General features: G+C 61.9%; 14 protein-coding genes. 8 read left to right on the top strand and 6 right to left on the bottom strand.

Annotated elements, in window-relative coordinates; genetic code table 11:
* Positions 1-66 precede the first annotated feature (66 nt).
* Positions 67-2313: a DNA internalization-related competence protein ComEC/Rec2 gene (locus BLQ55_RS18690; RefSeq protein ID WP_092255792.1), complete on the bottom strand. Its 2247-nt coding sequence runs from the start codon at positions 2311-2313 to the stop codon at positions 67-69.
* A gap of 144 nt (positions 2314-2457) precedes the next feature.
* Between BLQ55_RS18690 and BLQ55_RS18685 the strand changes: the two genes are divergently transcribed.
* Positions 2458-2973 carry a DUF2062 domain-containing protein gene (locus tag BLQ55_RS18685; protein WP_046063671.1) on the top strand — a complete coding sequence of 172 codons (516 nt, stop codon included), beginning with the start codon at positions 2458-2460 and terminating at the stop codon, positions 2971-2973.
* 194 nt (positions 2974-3167) lie between these two features.
* Here BLQ55_RS18685 and BLQ55_RS18680 read toward each other — a convergent pair whose 3' ends face one another.
* From BLQ55_RS18680 to BLQ55_RS18665, 4 genes are all read right to left on the bottom strand, one after another.
* Positions 3168-3947, bottom strand: a complete 780-nt coding sequence (locus BLQ55_RS18680) for an ABC transporter permease (protein WP_170842314.1) — start codon at positions 3945-3947, stop codon at positions 3168-3170.
* Positions 3948-3949: 2 nt separating this feature from the next.
* Positions 3950-4882 (bottom strand): ABC transporter ATP-binding protein, encoded by a 933-nt coding sequence (locus BLQ55_RS18675; RefSeq protein ID WP_092201886.1) that lies wholly within the window; start codon positions 4880-4882, stop codon positions 3950-3952.
* Between the two features lie 135 nt (positions 4883-5017).
* Positions 5018-5641, bottom strand: coding sequence for a glutathione S-transferase family protein (locus BLQ55_RS18670; protein WP_092255944.1), 624 nt, complete (start codon positions 5639-5641; stop codon positions 5018-5020).
* 44 nt (positions 5642-5685) lie between these two features.
* Positions 5686-6345, bottom strand: a complete 660-nt coding sequence (locus BLQ55_RS18665; RefSeq protein ID WP_092255789.1) for a transglutaminase-like domain-containing protein — start codon at positions 6343-6345, stop codon at positions 5686-5688.
* Positions 6346-6735: 390 nt separating this feature from the next.
* On the opposite strand from BLQ55_RS18665, the gene BLQ55_RS18660 reads away from it, so the two are divergent.
* Together BLQ55_RS18660 and BLQ55_RS18655 are read left to right on the top strand one after the other, a co-directional pair.
* Entirely contained in the window at positions 6736-9183 is a 2448-nt protein-coding gene (locus BLQ55_RS18660) for an acyl-CoA dehydrogenase (RefSeq protein WP_092255786.1), read from the top strand.
* 88 nt (positions 9184-9271) lie between these two features.
* Positions 9272-9679, top strand: a complete 408-nt coding sequence (locus tag BLQ55_RS18655; protein ID WP_003204309.1) for a PA2817 family protein — start codon at positions 9272-9274, stop codon at positions 9677-9679.
* 169 nt (positions 9680-9848) lie between these two features.
* On the opposite strand, the gene BLQ55_RS18650 is transcribed toward BLQ55_RS18655, so the two are convergent.
* Positions 9849-10847, bottom strand: a complete 999-nt coding sequence (locus tag BLQ55_RS18650; RefSeq protein WP_092255783.1) for a LysR family transcriptional regulator — start codon at positions 10845-10847, stop codon at positions 9849-9851.
* A 90-nt stretch (positions 10848-10937) separates the two neighbouring features.
* Here BLQ55_RS18650 and BLQ55_RS18645 point away from each other — a divergent pair, with 90 nt between their 5' ends.
* The 5 genes from BLQ55_RS18645 to BLQ55_RS18625 all read left to right on the top strand — a co-directional run bounded on the left by BLQ55_RS18645 (position 10938) and on the right by BLQ55_RS18625 (position 15441).
* Positions 10938-11564: an alanyl-tRNA editing protein gene (locus BLQ55_RS18645; RefSeq protein ID WP_092255780.1), complete on the top strand. Its 627-nt coding sequence runs from the start codon at positions 10938-10940 to the stop codon at positions 11562-11564.
* A gap of 66 nt (positions 11565-11630) precedes the next feature.
* Positions 11631-12401: a 2OG-Fe(II) oxygenase gene (locus BLQ55_RS18640; RefSeq protein WP_092255777.1), complete on the top strand. Its 771-nt coding sequence runs from the start codon at positions 11631-11633 to the stop codon at positions 12399-12401.
* Position 12402: 1 nt separating this feature from the next.
* The gene (locus BLQ55_RS18635) at positions 12403-13041 is read left to right on the top strand and encodes a LysE family translocator (RefSeq protein ID WP_092255774.1); all 639 of its coding nucleotides are present in this window, start codon (positions 12403-12405) and stop codon (positions 13039-13041) included.
* A gap of 406 nt (positions 13042-13447) precedes the next feature.
* On the top strand, positions 13448-14671 hold the full coding sequence (locus BLQ55_RS18630) for a type II and III secretion system protein family protein (RefSeq protein WP_092201874.1): 1224 nt from the start codon (positions 13448-13450) through the stop codon (positions 14669-14671).
* Between the two features lie 56 nt (positions 14672-14727).
* Positions 14728-15441, top strand: a complete 714-nt coding sequence (locus BLQ55_RS18625; protein ID WP_092201957.1) for a tetratricopeptide repeat protein — start codon at positions 14728-14730, stop codon at positions 15439-15441.
* Positions 15442-15444: the final 3 nt, after the last annotated feature.

The following is a 15444-nucleotide window of genomic DNA, read 5'->3' as shown; positions in this document are numbered from 1 at the left end:
CTTTATCACACACACTCGCCTTGCAGACCCGCCCCGCCGATAAGCGCATCAGCCGATTGCCCTGGATCAATGTTGCCCCGGCGTCCCGACGGCGGGCGGATCGCGCCAGTAACGTCGGTGCCCGGCCTCGGTGCGCGGTAACTCGAACGCGCCCAGTTGCAGACGAATGGCGCCCTGCTCGGCGCTGTCGTAGATCGCCAGGCCCGAGCGACGGTAGCGGGCCATCACTTGGGGATGGGGATGACCGAACGCGTTGCCCTGCCCTCGGGAGATCAACACCGAATGCGGCTTGAGGCGCGACAACAACGCCATCGACGACGAACTGCGGCTGCCGTGATGAGGCGCGGCCAGCCACTGGATCGGTAGCGCCAGGGCCTCGTCGAGCAAGGCGCGCTCGGCAGGGATGTCGATATCGCCGGTCAACAGCAGGCGTTCGCCGCTGGCTTCCACCAGCAGGACGCAGGACTTCTGGTTGCTTTCGACAGCAGATGCCCAGCGCCACAGCTTGAACCCGACGCCATCCCATTCCCAGCGCCTGCCGCTGTCGCAAGGCCCGGCTTGCAGTTCATCGGGCAGCGCCTCGGGGTCACCACTGATGACTTCCATCGTCGGCAGCCCATTGCGCACCGCTTGGGCACCGCCGGCATGATCGGCGTCGGCATGGCTGAGGAGCATCAGGTCCAAGCCGTGCACACCGAGCTTGCGCAAGGTCGGCAGTACGACGCGCTCGCCCGCATCGGCCTCGCCAAAGCGCGGCCCGGCGTCGTAAAGCAGGCTGTGATGCCGGGTGCGTACCAGCACCGCCAGCCCTTGGCCCACGTCCAGTTGCCAGACCTCGGCGTGCCCTTGCGGCAGGTGTTCTCGCGGGGGAAATACCATCAGCAGCACCATAGGCCACCCCAACACACGCAGTGGCACGCCTTTGGGCAGTAGCAGCAGAAATGCCCCTGAAGCGGCGATGCCCAAGGCCCACGGCGGGACCGCAACGGGGACCCAGGCGGGTATTCGTCCGGCAATCAGCCCCAGCCCCTTGAACAACAGATCGAGCAACCCGCCGGCGATCCACAGCAGGCCTTCACCGATGAGCGGCACTGGCAACAACGCCGTGCCGAGCAGCGCTGGCGGCAAGACCAGCAGGCTGATCCAGGGCACCGCGAGCAAGTTCACCAGCGGCCCGCTGAGGCTGACCGGCAAACCCACGATCAACAGCAACGGACACAGGCCGACCGCAACCAGCCACTGGGCACGGGTCCAGGTTTGCCACCAGCGCCAGGGCCCCAGGCGAGCGCCAAAGGTGAACATCAGGATGGCCACGGCCGCAAACGACAACCAGAACCCTGGCCGCAGGCTGGCAAGCGGGTCGAACACCAGCCCCCCGGTGAAAGCCAGCAGCCATGCCCACCACGGATCCGGCTGTTTGAAACGCAAGCGCCACAGCAACACCAGGCCAATCATCGCGCAGGCCCGTCGTACCGGCACCTCGAAGCCGGCGAGCAAGCCGTAGCCCAGGGCGGCGCAAAAGGCCAGCGCACAGGCCCAGGGCAACCACGCCAGCCCTACCGGCCACAGGCCATAACGCGCCGCGCCAGCCACCAACAGGTACACCAGGCCGGCCAGCAGACCGATGTGTTGCCCGGAGATCACCAGTAAATGAACGGTGCCGGTGTCTTGCAAAACCTGCCAGTCCTCGCGACTCAGCCCGCCGCCGTCGCCCAGGACCAATGCCGCCAGCGCGCCGGAGCGGCCATGGGCGTCGACCTGTGCCAGCGCCTGGCGCACCCCGTCACGCCAGGCGCCCCGGGCCGCCTGCAGGAGCCGCCCGTCCTTGACGGTACCGGTCGCGCCAACGCCGCGGCTCAACAACCAGGCGGCATAGTCGAAGCCGTGTGGATTCAACAACCCGGCGGGCCGCTTGAGCTTCACTGCCAATCGCCATCGTTCGCCACTGTTGATGGGCGGCCCCCCGAACCAGGCCAGGCGCATCGTTGTCGGTAATCGGGTACGACGTGAATGGGCATCGGCCAGTTCGAAGCGCACCACGCCGTCGCCCTGTTGCGGCAAACCGACGACGCGCCCTTCGACCCAGCGGGTTTCTCCGTCCAGGGCGGCGGGCAATCGATTGTCCAGCGCCCACTGCGCCGACAGGCAGGCCCAAGCCAGCCCGAACAGGAAAAAACCCAACGGGTAGGTTCGAAACGGCAACACCATCAGCGCCAGCACCGGCATGGCTGTCACCAGCCACAACGGCGGCAGTGCCGGTAAACAAATCGGGGCCAACAACCCCAATGCAAGCGCGACTAACCCTGTGCGCATAACCCGTCCTTGAGAGTGCCCTCTTCAGGCATAGACGCTCAGCGGCACCCCTGGCGTTATCAATTGTCACAAAGTCTGAATCTGCCAGCCGTAGAATCCAGACATACTTGCGGCCTTACTGCGTTGAACCGACCGAGAAGCCTTATGCCCCGGCGCCTATTCAAACGTTACATGCCAGACCCAGAGAGCATTCGGGAACATAAGTCCTTACGTTTTCTCGGCACCCTGCTGCACGACCCCAACCTTTGGCACCTCAATCGGCACTCCGTGGCCCGGGCGATGGCCGTTGGCCTGTTTGCCGCGTTCTTGCCGATCCCGTTGCAGATGTTGCTGGCCGCCGCGTTGGCCGTCACGGTGCGCGGCAATATGCCGATCGCGGTGAGCCTGGTGTGGCTGACCAATCCGATCACCATGCCTGCGGTGTTTTTCTGCACCTACCAGACCGGCGCCTGGCTGATGGACGTGCCTGCCCGGACACTGCCCGAAGAACTGACCTGGGAATGGATCAGCGGCCAGTTGTCCACCTTGTGGCAGCCATTCCTGTTGGGCTCGGTGGTGACCGGCCTGGTGCTCGGCGCCCTGGCCTACTTCGTCACCATGAGTTACTGGCGCTGGTGGGTGGCGCGACAGTGGCGGCGGCGCAAGAAAAGCCGGATGTGAGCTGCAAAAAAGGCCTCCTGGGAATGGAGGCCTTTCTTGTGGTGTTTCGACTGACGCCATCGCGAGCAGGCTCCCGCAAGGGAATGCATTTCAATGTGGGAGCGAGCTTGCTCGCGATAGCGGTGTTTCAGCCGGAAAATGACTGAATGACCCGACGCCATCGCGAGCAGGCTCGCTCCCACAGGGGGCTGGGGTCAGGTGCGCATGCCGCGCCCGCTGACCAGCAACCGCGCGCAGCCGATGTAGAGCACCACGGTTGCCACCAGCATGAAGGTGATGGCGATGCTGATCTTGATGTCCGACACCCCGAGGATGCCGTAGCGGAACGCGTTGACCATGTGCAGCACCGGGTTGGCCAGGGACACGGTCTGCCAGAACGGTGGCAACAGGGAGATCGAGTAGAACACCCCGCCCAGGTAAGTCAGCGGCGTGAGCACGAACGTCGGGATAATCGAGATGTCATCGAAGTTGCGCGCAAACACGGCATTGATGAACCCCAGCAGCGAAAAGATCGTGGCCGTGAGCACCACCACCAATATCGTCACCCCCAGGTGATGCACCTGCAGATCGGTGAAGAACAACGACAGCAGGGTCACGATCAGGCCCACCGCCAGGCCGCGCAGGACACCGCCCAAGGTGTAGCCGATGAGAATCGTATGGGGCGACACCGGCGAGACCATCAGCTCTTCGATCGAACGCTGGAACTTGCTGCCGAAGAAACTCGACACCACGTTGCCGTAGGAGTTGGTGATCACCGACATCATGATCAGCCCCGGCACGATGTAGTCCATGTACGTGAAGCCACCCATGTCGCCGATCTGCCGACCGATCAGGTTACCGAAGATCACGAAGTACAAGACCATGGTGATGGCCGGCGGCAGCAGCGTCTGCGGCCAGATCCGCATGAAACGCCGGACTTCACGGTAAACGATGGTATTGAGGGCGATGAGGTTGGGGCGCAGTTCGGAACTCATGCTCATACCGCCACCTTCGCCAGATTCTTCTCCACCAGGGACACGAACAACTCCTCGAGGCGATTGGTTTTGTTGCGCAGGCTCAGCACTTCAATGTTTTGCAGGGCCAGTTGGGTGAACAGCCCGGTGATGCCCACGGCTTTGTCCACCTGCACTTCCAGGGTACGACTGTCCACCAGGCGGGCCGGATAGCCGACGAGCTGGGGCGCGGTCTTCAGGTCGTGTTTCAGGTCCAGCAGAAAGGTTTCCACATGCAGCTGGCTGAGCAACTGGCGCATGCTGGTGTTCTCGACAATGGTGCCGTGGTCGATGATGCCGATGTTGCGGCACAACTGCTCGGCCTCTTCCAGGTAATGGGTGGTGAGGATGATGGTGATGCCTTTCTGGTTCAGCTCGGTCAAAAAGCTCCACATCGAGCGACGCAGCTCGATGTCCACGCCGGCGGTCGGTTCGTCGAGGATCAGCAGGCGCGGCTCATGCACCAGCGCGCGGGCGATCATCAGGCGACGCTTCATGCCGCCGGACAGTGAACGGGACGGCACGTCACGCTTGTCCCACAGGCCCAATTGGGTCAGGTACTGCTCGGCGCGCTCGTTGGCGATCTTTGGCGGGATGCCGTAGTAACCGGCCTGGGTCACGACGATGTCGAAGGTCTTTTCGAACTGGTTGAAGTTGAATTCCTGGGGCACCACGCCGATGCAGCGCTTGAGGGCTGCGGGCTCGCGGTCCAGGTCATGACCGAACACGTTCACTGTGCCGCTGGTCTTGTTCACCAAGGTGGAAAGAATGCCGATGGTGGTGGATTTGCCGGCACCGTTAGGGCCGAGCAAGGCGAAGAAATCACCTTCGGCGACGTCCAGATCGATACCACTCAAGGCCTGGAAACCGTTGCCGTAGGTTTTGGTTAGCTGCCGGATGGACAGAGCGGAACTCATATCGGATTACGCACCAAGAAGGGAGGGAAGAAAAGAATAGATAAGGGCGGGCGGCGAGCAATGCAACACGGCGCACCGAGGCAATGGTGCTTGGCGTCGCCGCACAAGTACAGTCAAGCGTGTTGATAGTAGGTATTAAGTCAACGCGGTCATGACGGCTTTGCGGTAGGCCGGGCGCTGCTGCAACCGCGCGTACCAGGCCTGTACGGCAGGCCGCTCGGCGCGCTGGATGGGCATCTCGAACCAGGCATAAATGAAACTGCCCAAGGGAATGTCGCCCATGCCGATTTCATCACCCGACAGGTAAAGCTGTGCACTCAAGGTCCGCTCGACCATGGCCAGCAAATCGTCGCACTCCTTGATCGCCGCGTTGATGGCCGTCCAATCCTGTTGTTCGGCCGGGGTGCGCAAGACGCCCCAGAACACCGTGCGAAACGGTGCGGCAAAGCTGGACGTGGTCCAGTCCATCCATTTTTCAGCCTGGGCCCGGGCCTGTACGTCGGCAGGATACCAGGCCGATCCCGACGCATGACGGGCCGCCAGGTAGCGCACGATGGTGTTGGATTCCCACAGCACGAAGCCGTCGTCCTCGATCGTCGGCACGCGGCCATTGGGGTTTTTCGCGCGGTACTCGGGCGTGTCCACCACACCGAACGCCCCGCCCGCATCGATGGACTCGTAGGCCAGCCCCAACTCCTCCGCGCACCATAATGCCTTGCGCACATTCGATGAATTTTTCCGGCCCCATATCTTCAGCATCACGGCGTCCTCGATGGATAAATGCCGCAGCAGCATACGCCTGATCAGGCGCGACTCAAATCGTCCTGCATGTCGCCGAGCAAGCGCGGCACCTGTTCGCCGAACAGATGCGGGTAGCACTTTTCCAGGTGTTCGAAGAAGAATGCCTCGGGCACGTCGGCGAACTGGCCATGGTCGGTGATGTACTCCATCAGCTTCGCCCCTTGCCGATTGAACGGGTGGAAGACACTGTCGTGGCGACCGTCGAACTCGAGCGGAGCCACGTCGAACAACACGCACAAACCCTGGTTGAAAGCCGGCGTGGCCTTGACCCAGCGGTCGTTCAGGTACAGCTCGGTATAACCGTGCATGGCGAACACGTCGCTCCTGAGCAGTTCCAGCAGACGCGGGGTGGACAGGTGGTTGCGCACATCCGCCAGGCCGATCCGCGCCGGGATGCCGCAATGCCGGGCGCAGCCGGCCAGCAAGGTGGCCTTGGGCACGCAATAGCTTTCACTCGCAGCCAGCGCGTAACTGCCGCGCAAGGTCGCCGGGTCGCGACTGAAGGTATAGGGGTTGTAGCGCACCGCCTCGCGCACGGCGTAATACAGGTTGACCGCCTGGGCCCGCGGGTCGCGCTCGGCGCCGCGGTGGGCTTCGGCGAAGTCGATGACCGCGGGATGATCGCTGTCGATGAAGCGGCCGGGGTTCAGGTATTGCTGCATAAAGGGAAGGCCTCTGGAAAAACATCACCCCCGCGTAGGAGCTGTCGAGTGCAACGAGGCTGCGATCTTGTCCCAGACAGTTGAATCGCAAGCGAAAGATCAAGATCAAGATCAAGATCAAGATCAAAAGATCGCAGCCTTCGGCAGCTCCTACGGAGCGCTTTCCACGAGTTTATCCACAGCCCCCGCCCAGGGATAACGGCATTCTGGCCAAACAATGGCGTTTTCTCACCTTGTTAACGAACGATTTCCCGCGGCTGTTGCCAACCAGACTGGCGCAATGCAACCAGGGTTTCCCACGAAATCAATCACATCGCGCCGACTGCCGGTTTTGCAGATGCCGTCTAAGCTCTGAAGGTCGGTTTTGCCTTGGTTCACGGAGGATTACATATGCTGTTGTTGTGGATACTGGTCCTGGTTGTCGGGATCGCCTGGCTGGCGCATCGGCGCTCCGCCCCGCTGCCCGCGCTGGGTATCGTCGCGGTCTACCTGTTGGCCATGGGCATTTTCAGCCACGCGCCCGGCTGGCTGATGCTGATCCTCTGGGTGGTGCTCGCGGCTGTCGCGGCCCCGCTGCTGCTACCGGACCTGCGCCGCAAATATTTCAGCGCGCCGATGTTCGACTGGTTCCAGAAAACCCTACCGCCCATGTCCGAGACCGAACGCGACGCCATCGATGCCGGCACGGTGTGGTGGGATGGCGAACTGTTCAGCGGTCGCCCGGACTGGGACTTGCTGCTGGCCTACCCCAAGGTGCAACTGACCGAGGAAGAGCAGGCGTTCCTCGACGGCCCTACCGAAGCCCTCTGCGCGATGGTCAGCGACTGGCAGATCGGTCAGGCCATGGACCTGCCCCCTGAAGCCTGGGCCCATATCAAGGAGCACGGGTTCTTCGCGCTGATCATTCCCAAGGAATATGGTGGCAAGGGCTTCTCCGCCTATGCCCACTCCCAGGTCGCGATGAAACTGGCCACCCGCAGCGGCGACCTGGCCTCCACCGTGATGGTCCCCAACTCCCTCGGCCCGGCGGAACTGCTGCTGCACTACGGCACCGACGAGCAACGCGACCATTACCTGCCGAGACTGGCCCGCGGCGACGATATCCCCTGCTTCGCCCTGACCGGGCCGCTGGCCGGCTCCGACGCCGGGGCGATGCCCGACACCGGCATCATCTGCAAGGGTGAATGGGAAGGCCAGCAAACCCTCGGTCTGCGCCTGAACTGGGAAAAACGCTACATCACCCTCGGCCCGGTGGCCACGCTCCTGGGCCTGGCCTTCAAGGCGTATGACCCCGACCACCTGCTGGGTGACGAGGAAGACCTGGGCATCAGCCTCGCCTTGATTCCCACCGACACCCCAGGCGTGCATATCGGCCGCCGTCACCTGCCCCTGGGCGCCGCGTTCATGAACGGACCGAACTGGGGCAAGGACGTGTTCATCCCGCTGGACTTCCTCATCGGCGGCCAGGCGATGCTCGGCAAGGGCTGGATGATGCTGATGAACTGCCTGTCGGTCGGGCGCTCGATTTCCCTGCCGGCGGTGGGCACCGGCGCGGCGAAGTTCACCAGCCTGGTGACGGGCCAGTACGCCCAGGTGCGCGAACAATTCAACGTACCGTTGTCGGCGTTCGAAGGTATCCAGGAAGCCATGGCGCGCATCGGCGGCAACGCCTGGTTGATGGACGCGGCACGCATGCTGACCGCCAACGCCGTGGACCTGGGGGAAAAACCTTCGGTGCTGTCGGCCATTCTCAAGTACCACCTGACCGAGCGTGGTCGCGAGTGCATCAGCCACGCCATGGACGTACATGGCGGCAAGGGCATCATCATGGGCCCGAACAATTACCTGGGGCGCAGTTGGCAAGGTGCGCCAATCTTCATCACGGTCGAAGGCGCGAACATTCTGTCGCGCAACCTGATGATCTTCGGCCAGGGCGCCATTCGCTGCCATCCGTTCGTGCTCAAGGAAATGGCCCTGGCAAGCCGTGAAGACAAGGACCAGGCGCTGGTCGAGTTCGACGCCTTGTTGCTCAAGCACATCGGTTTCGCCGTCAGCAACGCCGCCAGCACCCTGGTGCTCAACCTGGGCCTGGGGCATTTCGAGAGAGCCCCCGGCAATGCCTTGAGCCAGGGTTATTTCCGCGCCCTCAACCGGCAGGCCGCGGCATTCGCGCTGCTGGCGGACTTGAGCATGATGTTGCTGGGCGGAGAGCTCAAACGCCGCGAACGCTTGTCGGCCCGCCTGGGCGATGTCTTGAGCAACCTGTACCTGGCGTCCGCCGCGCTCAAGCGTTATCACGACCTGGATTCTCCGGACCACATGACGCCGCTGTTCACCTGGGCCATGGAGGAAAGCCTCGGCCAGTCGGAACGTGCGCTGGATGAACTGCTGAGCAACTTCCCGAACCGGGTGCTGGGTTGCCTGTTGCGCCTGGTGGTGTTCCCCTTCGGTCGGCGTCACAAGGGCCCGAGCGACAGGCTCGACGCCGAGGTGGCTGCGGTCATCGGCCGGCCCAAGGGGGACCCGACCCTCGAAGAGTTGCTGCAGGGTTGCTATCGCCCGCAATCGACCGACGATCCGGTGGGCGCCCTGCAACACGCCGCCGACCTGCTGGCGACCGCCCATCCGCTGCACAAGAAACTGCACGGTGCGCTCAAGCAGGGTCAGCTCAATCCGGCGCCTGGCGAATCCCTCATCGATGCGGCCCTGGAGGCCGGCGTGCTGCAAGCCGGTGAAGCGCAGACCTTGCGCGCGGCCGAGGCGGCACGGCGCAATGTCATCGACGTGGATGATTTCGACAAGGCCGAACTGACGCTGGCGCCAGACAAGGTCCGTTGATACTGACGGCCAGGTACGCCGTCACCTATAAAAGCGGGCGCAAGGGCTTTATACTCCTGCGCCCGTTTTGCTCTTGAGGACTTATCTCGTGTCCAATGTCGTTGCCGATCACCTTGTCTTGCTTGACCACTTGCGCAGCATCCTGGTCGCCGTGGGTGAGGCCGAACAGGTGCCCGAAGAAAGCCACGCCTTGTTCCTGGAACGCTTCGACGAGTTGCGCGCGCAATTGCCTGTCGACCCGATCGAAAGCCAGTACCTGGGCCAGGACCTCCTGTGCCAAGTGATCGTGCGTTACCCACAGATCGCCCACCTGGTGCCTCGCGACCTGCTCTGGTACTTCGCCGGTGACTGCCTGCACTACATGCCTGACGAAGAAATCGCCCTCTACCAGGCCCTGGAAGAACGTCGCTTCGAAGCCGAGCAAAACGACGAGCCTTTCGACTGGAACCAGGAAAAGCAACTGCTGGCGATGTCGGACCAGGACAGCAAGCACTGATTGCGATCCGTCCTGCAAAAAGGCCCGCACGGTTAAACCGGCGGGCCTTTTTTTGGCCTTGCCCAAGTGTGTTGCCTGGACGGGCCTCATCGCGAGCAAGCTCGCTCCCACACTGGCTGCGGTTGATCATGACCGTCTGTGGGAGCGAGCTTGCTCGCGATGAGGCCCGTCAGAACAACCCATCACTTTCCGGCAACTCGTAGTGCGCCGCGACCCTGCTGGAACGCCCCCCTCCCCCCATCTTGTTCAAGGTCGGCTCCTTCGCCAGGCACTCCACCAGATAATCAATGAACACCCGCAGCTTCGGCGGCAGGTAGCGGGTCGGCGAATGCAGCAACCACAAGCCACCGTGGTAAGAAGCGAGGAACGTCCAGTCGGCCAATACCTGCACGATCAACCCCTGTTCCAAGGCGTGACGGGCGGTGAAATACGGCAGGCTACCGATGCCGATGTGCTGCAAGACCGCCCCCAACCGTACCCCCGTGTGATTGGCCGCATAGCGTCCACGCACGCCTACGGTGACCGACTTGCTGCCTTTCTTGAATTTCCAACGCGCGTCATTGGGCGTTTCGCCCAAGTAAATGCAACTGTGCTCCAGCAAATCGTGGGGATGCGTGGGAACACCGTGTTCCGCCAGGTATTGCGGCGTGGCGCAGAGCAGGTGGTCAATGGTCAGCAACTGGCGCCCCACCAGCCCGGCCGATGGTTGATCGGTAATCCGGATGGCCAGGTCGACGTGATCATCGATCAGGTCGACCGGCCGATCCTCCAGGAACAACTCCACATCGACCTTCGGATAACGGCGCAAAAATTCAGGCATGTGTGGATGAATCACGAAACGCCCCACGGCCTTGGGCACGCTGACGCGGATGCGCCCTTCCGCTTCCTGGGTGAACTGGCCGCTGATCTCCATCACCGACCGAGCGGCGGCGACCATCTCCTGGCAGCGCTTGAACACCTCTTCCCCGCCATCGCTCAAACGTAACTTGCGGGTGGTGCGCTGCAGCAGTCGGGTCGCCAGGGCTTTCTCCAGGCGAGAAATGCTGCGGCTGATGGCCGAAGGCGACGAGCCTGACTGGCGGGCCGCTTCGGAAAAGCTGCCGGTCTCCACAACCTTGACGAAGACCGCCATTTCGGCGAGCAACGGCAACGGTAGATTTGTGCTCATGGTGCAACAGTCCTTTGAAAATTGAACGGATTATCACCCTTTTACACGCTACCTATAATCCCGTCACAATTTCTGATGTGGGTATGGACCATGACGCTTCGCCTTTTTTTCCATAGCGATGACCTCAAGGCCAACGTGGAAGTCCTGGACTGCAGCCCCCGGGAAAACGAATTCGCCGTGGTGCTGCGCGCCACCCTGTTCCACCCCCAGGGCGGCGGCCAGCCCTGCGACACCGGATGGATCGGCGACAGCCAAGTACTGCGTGTCGTTCAGGACGGGCAACAGATCATTCATTACGTCGACCGCCCAGTGACCCCGGGCATGGCCGCGATCCGCGTGGATGAACAGCGGCGGCTGCTGAATTCACGCTTGCATTCGGCCGGGCACCTGATCGGCCATTTCGCCGAAAGCCGTGGCTGGAAACCGATCAAGGCCCACCACTGGCCTGGCGAAAGCCGCGTGCAGTTCCAGCCTGGGGAACATCCCGAAGAGCTGGACACATCGATCATCCAGCAGGGCATCGATGCATGGATCGCCGAGGACTTGCCTCGCCTGATCGCACTTCGCCAAGGCACCCGGGAAGTCGGGTTCGGCGAGCTGACGGCTTACGGCTGCGGCGGCACCCATGTGCGACGGCTGCAGGAACTGGGAGCCGTCACCATCGCCTCGCTTTCGCAAAAGAAAGGCACGCTGTCGGTGCACTACCACGTGGCCTGATACCCGCCCCCCTTGCGACCAGGAACCGCTCGCAGGCCCCTCCCCCTATTCAGACGGACCTGTCTCATGATGCTTGATGTCGAGCACCTCGATCAGTGGTGCATCAAGAAACTGATAGATGGCGAAGTGCTCGCCGTGCGCTTGAAAAACTTTCTGCCGGAATCGTTGGCCATTGAAATTGGCAACAAGATCCTTGCCCCCGGTTTCGAAGGTTATATCAACGCCCCCAGCATCGGGCGCATCGGCATGGCCTTCTACGAAGCCGAGAATCAGCCGCCACTGATCGAGGACTACTTCAGCCAGGCCGGTCGCAATATCGTCGAGCTGCGCAACCGCTGTGCCCCCTACTCCTCGCCGGTCGACACGTTGCGCTGCATGCTCGACGAAACCTGGCCGGCGGGAGCACACCTGGAAAGCCTTTATGGCCGGAAGATGTACGTAGGCCTGTCCCGCGTGGTGAAACCCGGCGTGTGCTTCCTGGCCCATCACGATATTTTCGCCAAGGATGCACCCGACAGTTTTCAGGCCCACAGCCTGCAAGCCCAGCTCGCCTGCAACGTCTACCTCAACATGCCCTCTGAAGGTGGCGCGCTGCAAATGTGGGATAAGCATGTCTCGCCAGACCTGTTCGATGAGATGCGCGGCGACAGCTACGGCATCGACCCCGCCTTACTCGGCCGCCCGACCCTGGAAGTACGACCGCAACCCGGCGACTTCATCATGTTCAATTCGCGATGCATGCATTCGGTCAGCCCCGGTGTGGCCGCCCCACGCCTGAGCCTTTCTTTTTTTGTCGGTTATCGCGGCGACTCCTCGCCCCTGACCTTTTGGAGCTGAAATGCTATCCAACTACCTTGGTGAATTCCTGACCCTGGCCACCCTGCACTTTCTGGCGGTGGTCGCGCCCGGTCCCGATTTCGCCGTGACGATTCGCCAGAGCGTTCGCTTCGGCCGATGGGTCGGTATCTGCACTGCACTGGGCATCGGTGCCGGCATCTCGGTGCATGTCCTCTACACCTTGCTCGGCGTCGGCGCGCTGATGCACACCACTGCGTGGTTACTGACCGCCGCCAAGGTCGTGGGCGGCGCCTACATTCTCTACTTGGGCATCAGCCTGCTGCGCAGCCAACCCAAGTCCTCCCTTGAAAAAGAACAGAACAACGAACAGGCCGCTACCGGGCAAACGCCCTTCAAGGCCTTTGTCACCGGTTTCCTGACCAACGCCACCAACCCCAAGGCCACGCTGTTTTTCCTGGCGATCTTCACCACCTTGATCAGTGCGACGACACCGCTGCAGATCCAGGCGTTGTATGGGCTCTGGATGTGCATGGTGAATGCGTTGTGGTTTGTGGTCGTGGCGCTGTTTTTTTCCAGCGCCAAGGTGCGGGAAGTCTTCATGCGCATGGGCCACTGGTTCGAGCGGACCATGGGGGTGGTGCTGATTCTTTTTGCCGGACGGTTGATCCTTTCCCTGTGAACTCGTCAACCGAAAACCGCACAAAAAGACATATTATTGACGCGCGTTTGATTGGTTTTTCCTTCCGTCAGCTTTTAGTCATTTTTTTGTCCTGGAGCGTGGCGCTTTGCCATGCTTGAACTAACGTGAAACAGAAGCGAGGACGGGGCCGGTAAAAAGTGCCTCAAGCGACCTGATCGATACTGTCACTGCCTCGACAATTCCCGGATGTTCCGGGACTCAGAGTTGTTCGCAAGCTGCCTGTCGTTCAGTCGGGCCGGTGTAATGCGCCCGTTTGCTGGTAGCGACGAGGCCTGAAGCCGGCATTCATGAAAGGTCTGGCGAGTTGGAAAGGGGTAGCCCGGGCCTCTTAAGTGATCCGAGGCAATGGTAAGCCTAGGGATGGCCTCTTATTGAGGATCACTTCATGACCCAGCGCACCGCCCCCGTTTTAAAACATTTCATCCATGGTCTGTTCTGGATGGGCCTTGGCCTGGACGCGGCTCAGGCCGCAGCGGCAAATTGTTCGCAACTGGACAATTTGCCAGCGACCTTCGAGGTCGGCCAAGGGCTCCAGAGCGAACTGCGTATCCTCGCCCCCGTGACGAAATTGGCTGTCGGCGACCCGAAAATTGCCGATGTGCAACCCAGTGGCAGCGATGCCTTCATTCTCACGGGCCTGGCGCCCGGCGCCACCAGCCTGATGGTCTGGACCGACTGTTCGAAAATACCGCGCCAGAGCATGGTCTTTGTCAAAGGCCGCGCCACTGAGGCGCTGACGAGCGCCGCGAGCATACCTTCCGAAGACCCGATGCTGCTCGCTCAGGTACAGACCGACATCCGTTTCGTTGAAGTCAGCCGGACCAAGCTCAAGGAAGCCTCGACGTCGATTTTCGGCAGCCGTGGCAATTTCCTGTTCGGCTCGCCGAGGACCTTGCCCACCATCGGCGGTGTTGTCCGGCCTTCATTGCCGGTCAATAACGACATGTTCAACCTGTCTTTCGCCACCGGTAAGACCCTGTTGATGATCAACGCCCTGGAAGGCAGCGGCTTTGCCTATACCCTGGCGCGGCCGAGCCTGGTGGCCCTCAGCGGGCAGAGCGCGAGTTTCCTGGCTGGCGGCGAAGTGCCGATCCCAGTACCCAGTGCCGGCAGCGACAATGTGTCCATCGAGTACAAGGAATTCGGTATTCGCCTGACCCTGACCCCCACCGTCATCGGCAAGAATCGCATCGCCTTGAAAGTGGCACCGGAAGTCAGTGAGCTGGATTTCACCAACGCGGTGAACATCGCCGGGACATTGGTGCCAGCCCTCACCGTGCGCCGTACCGATACCAGCATCGCCCTGGCCGATGGCGAAAGTTTCGTCATCAGTGGCCTGATCAGCACCCGTAACAGCTCCCAGGTGAACAAGTTTCCAGGGCTGGGCGACGTGCCGATTCTCGGCGCGTTCTTTCGTGACAACTCCATCAACCGCGAAGAGCGCGAGCTGCTGATGATCGTCACGCCGCACCTGGTCCAACCGTTGGCGGCCGACGCGCAACTGCCGACCTTGCCGGGTGAGCAACTGCGCAATTACGACCCGAATTTCTCCCACATGTACTTCTTCGAACATGGCGAGTTCGACAACCGCAGCGGGCTTTCCCAATGAACCGGCGCCTGATGTGCAACGCATGTGACGGCCAACGGTTCGCCAAGGGGTATCCCATGAAAACAGTGATCGCATTAGCGGCGACCTTGATGCTTGCCGGTTGTGCCAGCAGCGGCGTGGTGGCTTCACGCACGGCCGATTGCGCCAGGCCCGGAGCCGACCAGGAACTGGCCTTGAACATGGCCGAAGACATGGCCAACGAGGGCCGTTTATACGCCAGCCTGGCGAACCTCGAACGCTTGCCCGAGGACCTGGTCCAGGTCCGCCTGCGCAAGGCTCGGGTCCTGCGCCTGATGGGCCGCAACGAGGCCGAACCGTTGTACAAAAGCCTGCTGGGGACATGCCTGGCCGCTGACGGTGAACATGGCCTGGGTCAGCTGGCGGCAGCCAAGAATGACAATGCGGCCGCGACGCAATACCTCGAACACGCCGCGAAAATGGCCCCGACCGAAGGCAAGATCCGCAATGACCTGGGGGTTGTCTACCTCAATCAACGGCGCATTTCAGAAGCCCGCTTCGAGTTCATGACCGCCATGGAGCTCCAGCAGTCCGACACCCTGGCCGCGTTCAACATGGTGACCCTGCTGATTTACCAGGACAACTGGAAGCAGGCCGCCGAGCTCGCGAACATGGCCAAGCTCAGCCCCCAGCAAGTGGCAGATGCCCAAGCCCGTGCGGAAAAAATCAGGGGTTCGGCCACTCAGGCAGCGACGTCACCCGCCAACCGCCTGACCGAGGTCGTCGATGCTTCAACCGGCGCGGTCAAGTAGAGC

Origin of the sequence: Pseudomonas sp. NFACC13-1, assembly GCF_900104425.1 — a bacterium.
GTDB lineage: Bacteria > Pseudomonadota > Gammaproteobacteria > Pseudomonadales > Pseudomonadaceae > Aquipseudomonas > Aquipseudomonas fluorescens_AA.
Note: the sequence above shows the minus strand (reverse complement) of the source record. Positions and strands in the feature narration are given on the sequence as shown.

Coding starts and splice junctions, on each gene's coding strand:
- BLQ55_RS18690 (WP_092255792.1), bottom strand. CDS start 2,313: ATGCGCACAGGGTTAGTCGCGCTTGCATTGGGGTTGTTGGCCCCGATT.
- BLQ55_RS18685 (WP_046063671.1), top strand. CDS start 2,458: ATGCCCCGGCGCCTATTCAAACGTTACATGCCAGACCCAGAGAGCATT.
- BLQ55_RS18680 (WP_170842314.1), bottom strand. CDS start 3,947: ATGAGTTCCGAACTGCGCCCCAACCTCATCGCCCTCAATACCATCGTT.
- BLQ55_RS18675 (WP_092201886.1), bottom strand. CDS start 4,882: ATGAGTTCCGCTCTGTCCATCCGGCAGCTAACCAAAACCTACGGCAAC.
- BLQ55_RS18670 (WP_092255944.1), bottom strand. CDS start 5,641: ATGCTGAAGATATGGGGCCGGAAAAATTCATCGAATGTGCGCAAGGCA.
- BLQ55_RS18665 (WP_092255789.1), bottom strand. CDS start 6,345: ATGCAGCAATACCTGAACCCCGGCCGCTTCATCGACAGCGATCATCCC.
- BLQ55_RS18660 (WP_092255786.1), top strand. CDS start 6,736: ATGCTGTTGTTGTGGATACTGGTCCTGGTTGTCGGGATCGCCTGGCTG.
- BLQ55_RS18650 (WP_092255783.1), bottom strand. CDS start 10,847: ATGAGCACAAATCTACCGTTGCCGTTGCTCGCCGAAATGGCGGTCTTC.
- BLQ55_RS18645 (WP_092255780.1), top strand. CDS start 10,938: ATGACGCTTCGCCTTTTTTTCCATAGCGATGACCTCAAGGCCAACGTG.
- BLQ55_RS18640 (WP_092255777.1), top strand. CDS start 11,631: ATGATGCTTGATGTCGAGCACCTCGATCAGTGGTGCATCAAGAAACTG.
- BLQ55_RS18635 (WP_092255774.1), top strand. CDS start 12,403: ATGCTATCCAACTACCTTGGTGAATTCCTGACCCTGGCCACCCTGCAC.
- BLQ55_RS18630 (WP_092201874.1), top strand. CDS start 13,448: ATGACCCAGCGCACCGCCCCCGTTTTAAAACATTTCATCCATGGTCTG.
- BLQ55_RS18625 (WP_092201957.1), top strand. CDS start 14,728: ATGAAAACAGTGATCGCATTAGCGGCGACCTTGATGCTTGCCGGTTGT.